The following is a 397-nucleotide window of genomic DNA, read 5'->3' as shown; positions in this document are numbered from 1 at the left end:
TTTAGCAATTCCTTTGGAAGAAGCGTTGCACGGCTTTTATTATAATGCCGCTATTACAATGGTGACCAATGCTGTTAAACTGGTGCCATTAGGGCAGTTGGATGGCCAAGATATACTTTTTGGTTTACATGATGATATACTTGATCTCTGCAAAGAGACCTTAACAGTTGAACGGAATTTAGTGGGCTTATGCAACATTGGATTTGACATCCGTTGCATGCAACACGAACGATTATATTCTAGAGTTTATATTTCTTAAAAAACAATTACAATGGAAAATAGAAAATATGTTAAAATAGGAGTTGGTGGACCAGTAGGGTCTGGTAAAACAGCATTATTGGAAAGATTGAGCAGACGTTTGATGAATGAAATTGATCTTGCAGTAATTACAAATGAT

Annotated in this window: 2 protein-coding genes; both read left to right on the top strand. The window is 35.8% G+C overall.

From position 1 onward, the window contains the following. On the top strand, positions 1-259 hold a 259-nt coding region (locus B2X72_RS24285; protein WP_286851840.1), incomplete at its 5' end, for an urease accessory protein UreF. A 12-nt stretch (positions 260-271) separates the two neighbouring features. Beyond that, a partial coding sequence (locus B2X72_RS24280; RefSeq protein ID WP_286851842.1) for a GTP-binding protein occupies positions 272-397 on the top strand: 126 nt, incomplete at its 3' end.

The organism is Sphingobacterium sp. UBA7253 (genome assembly GCF_002472745.1).
GTDB lineage: Bacteria > Bacteroidota > Bacteroidia > Sphingobacteriales > Sphingobacteriaceae > Sphingobacterium > Sphingobacterium siyangense.
The sequence above is the reverse complement of the archived record's forward strand: the minus strand, read 5'-3'. Positions and strand labels throughout refer to the sequence as shown.